This is a genomic window from Desulfomicrobium norvegicum (assembly GCF_900114595.1).
In the GTDB taxonomy this organism is placed as follows: domain Bacteria; phylum Desulfobacterota; class Desulfovibrionia; order Desulfovibrionales; family Desulfomicrobiaceae; genus Desulfomicrobium; species Desulfomicrobium macestii.
On sequence record NZ_FOTO01000009.1, the window covers coordinates 1 to 5375 of the forward strand.

At 49.0% G+C, this 5375-nt stretch carries 5 protein-coding genes; 1 reads left to right on the forward strand and 4 read right to left on the reverse strand.

Annotated elements, in window-relative coordinates:
• Nucleotides 1–233: 233 nt before the first annotated feature.
• From BMZ24_RS12940 to BMZ24_RS12955, 4 genes are all read right to left on the reverse strand, one after another.
• Nucleotides 234–824, reverse strand: coding sequence for a TetR/AcrR family transcriptional regulator (locus BMZ24_RS12940; protein ID WP_092192981.1), 591 nt, complete (start codon nt 822–824; stop codon nt 234–236).
• A 252-nt stretch (nt 825–1076) separates the two neighbouring features.
• The gene (locus BMZ24_RS12945) at nt 1077–1604 is read right to left on the reverse strand and encodes a GNAT family N-acetyltransferase (protein ID WP_092192983.1); all 528 of its coding nucleotides are present in this window, start codon (nt 1602–1604) and stop codon (nt 1077–1079) included.
• 77 nt (nt 1605–1681) lie between these two features.
• Nucleotides 1682–2515 (reverse strand): MATE family efflux transporter, encoded by an 834-nt coding sequence (locus BMZ24_RS12950; RefSeq protein ID WP_482764192.1) that lies wholly within the window; start codon nt 2513–2515, stop codon nt 1682–1684.
• 496 nt (nt 2516–3011) lie between these two features.
• Nucleotides 3012–3344 (reverse strand): hypothetical protein, encoded by a 333-nt coding sequence (locus BMZ24_RS12955; protein ID WP_092192985.1) that lies wholly within the window; start codon nt 3342–3344, stop codon nt 3012–3014.
• Between the two features lie 623 nt (nt 3345–3967).
• Between BMZ24_RS12955 and BMZ24_RS12960 the strand changes: the two genes are divergently transcribed.
• Nucleotides 3968–5338, forward strand: coding sequence for a TolC family outer membrane protein (locus tag BMZ24_RS12960; RefSeq protein ID WP_092192987.1), 1371 nt, complete (start codon nt 3968–3970; stop codon nt 5336–5338).
• The last annotated feature ends 37 nt before the right edge of the window (nt 5339–5375 follow it).

The window sequence follows — 5375 nt, forward strand, 5'->3', positions numbered from 1 at the left end:
TAAAATTCAATGTGTTACATGAACCGCCGTATACGGAACCGTACGTACGGTGGTGTGGGAGGACGGCGGGGGTGACCCCGCCTCCTACCCGATTGGTGGAGCGCCTTGACCACGAACTGCGGCACGATCCACTCCGGCTGGTCGGCGAAAAGGAGTACCCCGCCCAGGTTCAATCTGTCGTCATCGGTGGTCAGATTCATGTTTTGCAGCAACCGGGGTCTACATGGGATTGGCTACTCTTTGATGCTATGACAAAGAAGCTCAACCCCTTCACTGTATGTCATTTTGATAAGGCTGGATAACAAAGCTGAGTGTTCTTTTTGATAACCAGCCTTCATTAAAACCTCAAACCATATCCCATCTGCCGCATATCTCAGAACTTGCAGCATTTTATCTGAATCCGTATTGTGGTGTAATTTTTGTTTTTCTTTCATCCATTCGTTATACATGGATTTTAATTGTGGCTCTGATAGTGCGTAGAATGCGAAAAATATCAGCTGTTCTTCCTGTCCTGAGGCAACATCTTTCCAGATTGAATTGATATAAGCCCTTGTAAATCGCCCGTATTCTACTGAATCTTCAGCCATCAACTTGCTAATTTCTGTATCCAGTTGTTCTATAAAATACCTTGATACAGCCTCGCTAAGTTGATTCTTGTTCTTAAAATGATGGAGAAGTCCTCCTTTTGTTACACCAGCCGCGTCAGCGACGGCCTGGATGGTGACAGCATTGGGGCCTTTCTCGGTGATGATTCGCGCGGCACACTCAATAAGCTTACTACGGACTATTTCAGGTTGTTTTTTTCGTTTATGAGCTGTTGGCACAAGAGATCTCCACGATTTTTTAAGTATAATCAGCTAGAATATAAACTAGTGATTAGCCATGTGTACTAAAAAGATATCTGAAGATGCTTTTCATGATCAACATGGTTGATCGGCAAGCCTGTTCCGCTAAGCGAGTTTACGAGTATTTTGCGCAGGCGAACGTAGCAAGTACTAAACTCCGTTGCAAAATTTATATTTTTATTTATGATTTGTCATTGTATATATTTTCGCGTAATTCACTATTTATCTTTTTTACATTTGCTTTTCAAATTTGAATATTTCCTCATCATAATCATTGTCAAGTTTGTGATTTGGATCGGTATGATATTTATTAAAAAAATCAACTATTTTAAATTTACACTTATTTACGTAAAAGTGTATATTTTTTTTCTCAAAATACGGTGTAACTGTTTCCCATACTTTTGTTTTTGGATGTTTTTCTTCGATTGCCTTCCAAGCTTTGTATCCAATTCCTCTGTTATGAAAACTAGATAATATAAAATATAATAATAGTTTGTTATGTTGAGTTGCTTCGTCGATAGATACAACTGCACCGCCAACAATATTATCATTTGAAATAACTTGATATACAATGGCACCAGCAGATTTAAATGACTCTTCGATATCTGAATCAGAAGGAATTGGCTCATCTAATGTATGTCCGAATTCCTTTTCTGCTGATATTCTAAAGGCTTCTTGTAGATCAGTCTTAAACTTCTCAAGTTCCGACTCATCTGCGATTCTGAGAATAACATTTGATTGGTTAACATCATTTTTCATAGTTTACTTCCTATTCTTGAGTTCTTTTCGCCGAAGGCATCCACCTAACCCTGTCGCTAAGCATACGTCTATACATGCTAAACCAATTTTTTATGTATTCTATAAATCAGCATGAGTGCAACTCCAAGTGTCAGCAACTCCGCCAGCGGGACTGCCGCCCACACACCAGTAATGCCCATGAATATTGGTAACACGGTGACGCCGATCAGCACGAATACCAATCCGCGCGCCGCGGAAATGATGATTGAAATCTTCGCTTTGCCCAGTGCGGTAAAGTAGGCAATGATCAGCACGTTGAGTCCGTTGAACAGAAATATGAAAGCGAAGAGCTGCAAGCCTTCGACTGCGATTTGAAATGCCTGGCTTTCGCTGCCATCGAAGAACAACAGGATCGCATGCCGCCCGAACGCCTGTAGCACGATGAACACCATGGCCCCGATGCTCATGGTGATTATCGCGGCAATACGAAATAATCTCCTGACCCGCTGGTAGTTTCCAGCTCCGTAATTGTAGCTCAGCACCGGAATCAGGCCATCCGAAATACCGAGGAACAGCAATATACCCGTGAAGTTGATGTAGTTGATGGCAGTGAACGCGGCCACTCCGTCGGCCCCCAAGAGGCGAACTACGGTGAGGTTGATGATCAGGATGCTGACCGAGGCCGCCATTTCCGAAACGCCTTCGGATGAGCCGTTGTAAACAGCACGTCGCAAGAGCGGCATACGAAAATGACCTTTCAGCATCGACAGCCGCTGTCTGGGATTGAAGGTAATACAGCCAGAAATCAGCAACCCGATGGTGAAAGCGACGCCGGTGGCCACGCTCGCCCCAGTATTGCCCCAGCCCAGCCCGATCACGAAGAAGAAGGTAAGTAGCACATTGATCACCACGCTTAGCGACATGATGATCATCGAAAACCTGGGATGCCCTAGTGCCTTCAACATGGCGTCGGAATAAAAGCATAGGGTCAGTGGCAAGATGAACGGCGCCAGCCCTTTAAGGTAGGGGGTGTAAAATATTTTGTGTAAACGGTCAGTTGTCGATAATCGACCTCTCAAGGAGACGACATGACCGCACGCAAGCCACTTCCAGTCGACCTGATCGACGCCCTCCTGGCGGACTACAAGAAGCCTGAAGACCTCATCGGCGAGGAAGGCCTTCTCAAGCAACTGACCAAGGCCTAGCAGTGACAACCGAAAATTGACCATCCGTGATCACCGAATTTTGACCACCCTGAGACGCGTTTGTTGATATGGACGCTCTGAGGGCTTCGCCCCGCCTTTGCCAACTGGTAGCCTTCTTTATATCCGCTTTGTCTTTTTATTCAGGCTCTGCTTCAGCCGATAGCTCTTCCAAATGCAAGGATGCTCAGAACCGCATCCTTACTCACGGTGCGCTGGTTCAGCGTCATCCGGCAGGCCTCAGCGACCACGTCGAGACCATGGCTGGGGACGCCGGTGAGAATCCCGGCGAACTGGCGGTCCCGGTCGTCGCAACGTCGTAACCGTTCGCGGAACTGCTTGATGGCCTTGGGCAGCGCCACGCCGCAAACGGGGCACAGTTGAGCAGCGCCCCAGGCTTGCGATCAAGCAGAGGGGCGTAGCGCCAGGGATCGTAGACGGTCTTGTCGCGGCCGAATTCCCGCTTGTGCTCGGCGATCAGCTTGCCGCTTTCCACGAACTTGAGCCTTCCCGCGTAAGCCTTGACCTGGCCCTTTTCCACCCGGCCGTGGGCGTGCAAATGATCTGCTCGACCAGGTAATGGGCGAACAACTCTTCGCAGCGCGGGTTGAAATACATTGCAAGATAACCAGTGGACCGCAAATCGGAAACAATGTGTTGAACTGTTCTCTTCATGATGTCGATCCCATGTGCAATGTCTTCCACGCTCATGCTTGAATCCCGGAACAAGGCATACTGGACGCGCGCTTGCGGCAAATACGTTCGGGCTTGTTCGAAGCTCTGTGCAATGATGATGGCATAAACGATTGGGTAACGTGAAATTCCTACCGCGATGGTCAAGATATTCGGATACCGTGACAAGAATTCTGAATCAGCAGCATTTTGTCCAAGAGCGTAAAAAGTGAAAAAAGAGGATGTTTGCCTGCTGATAAATATCCTTGCAATGAGCTCTTACTTGGTAGTATTATTTAGAAGTTTTTGTTTTGTGTTTAGGAATTTTATCCATATGGATTATTATATAGCTAGTATTAATGAGTATTTTTATTACTTAATAATAAATACTAATAACTATTTAGGTAGAAAATTTCATTTATGCATTTTCTAGACGCTTTTTATTATAATTCGATATTTTTTTAGAATTTTATTTATTACAGGCGGTTGAAATTTTTTCAGGAGGAAGCAATGAGAGTGTTTTTTTCTTTTTTGGATGCTTTTTTTCAGGCTCACTGCATCAGAATTTTGCTCATGTCGGTCGTCTTCCTTTCTTTTTCAATGCCTGCCGTGGCCACGGGTTTGCTGGATACGTACAGGCTGGCCGTTCAGAATGATCCTGTATTTCAAGGTTATCAATTTCGGACCTTTGTCGCTCAGGAAGGAAAACGGCAGGCTCTGGCCGCCATGCTCCCGACGGTGATGGCCACGGCCAGTTACATGCACAAGAGCCAGGACATCGTAAGCAGTGACAACGAGGTCTACGCGTCGGGCAGTTCCGAGTACGGAACGACCGTGTACGCCGTTACACTGACCCAGCCTTTGTTCAACTGGACGTCTTATGTCGGGTGGAAACAGGCCGAGGTCATTCGGGCCCGCTCGGAGATGGAGTTCGTCCTGGCCGGCCAGGAGTTGATCACCCGGGTTGCGGACCTTTATTTTCAGGCTCTGGCCGCGAAGGATCGGCTCGACTACGTCCTCGTCGAGCAGACCGCCGTCGAGAAACACTTCGAACTGGCCCAGGGCCGTTCGGACATGGGTCTCATCCCCATCACCGACCTGTACGACGCCAAGGCGCGCCTCGCGGCCACCGAGGCCCTGACCATCGAGACGCGCAACAGGCTTGACGACGCCTTGCAAGCCTTGAGCGAAGTGACCGGCGCGCCCGTGGACGATCTCGGCCCCCTGGCGCAGAACATTACCCTGAAGAGACCTGAGCCGCCGACCCTTGATTCCTGGCTCGCCGGAGCCCTCGAAGGGAATCCGGCCATCGAGCTGAGCAAGAAGGCCGTGGAAGTTGCCGAACTCGAAGTGAAGCGTCAGAACGCCGCACATTATCCCACGCTGGATCTGGTCAGTTCCTTCGACAACGAGAACACCGAGGATTCGCTTTTCGGTGGAAGCAGCGAGGTCGAAACATACAAGATCGGCGTGCAGTTCAACCTGCCCCTGTATCAGGGCGGGGAAGTCGCCTCCAAGGTCCGCTCCGCGCGGCACGAGGTCGGCATCGCCCGGCAGGATCTGGTCAAGCAGTCCCGGTCGGTTGCGCGCAAAACCCGCTCGGCCTTTCTCGGCGTCGACAGTTCACTGAAGAGGGTGGATGCGCTGGCGCAATCCCTCGACGCCAACAGGCTGGCCCTCGAAGCCAAGCAGGACGGCTACATGTCCGGATTGTTCACCAGCCTTGGCGTCCTTGACGCCGAACGCGATCTGGCACTGGTCAGCATCGACCATGCCCAGGCGCGCTATGATTACATTCTCAACAGCCTGCGACTCAAGCAGGCTGTCGGGACCCTGACCGAACAGGATTTGCTGGATCTGGAAAACTGGCTTGTGAAATAGGCTCGTACACGCTGCCGACCACTTGGAGGGTATGGGA

What these genes read in the sequence shown, in the direction of transcription:
- BMZ24_RS12945 (WP_092192983.1), bottom strand. Translation starts at nt 1,604, where the DNA reads ATGAAAAATGATGTTAACCAATCAAATGTTATTCTCAGAATCGCAGAT.
- BMZ24_RS12950 (WP_482764192.1), bottom strand. Translation starts at nt 2,515, where the DNA reads ATGATCATCATGTCGCTAAGCGTGGTGATCAATGTGCTACTTACCTTC.
- BMZ24_RS12960 (WP_092192987.1), top strand. Translation starts at nt 3,968, where the DNA reads ATGAGAGTGTTTTTTTCTTTTTTGGATGCTTTTTTTCAGGCTCACTGC.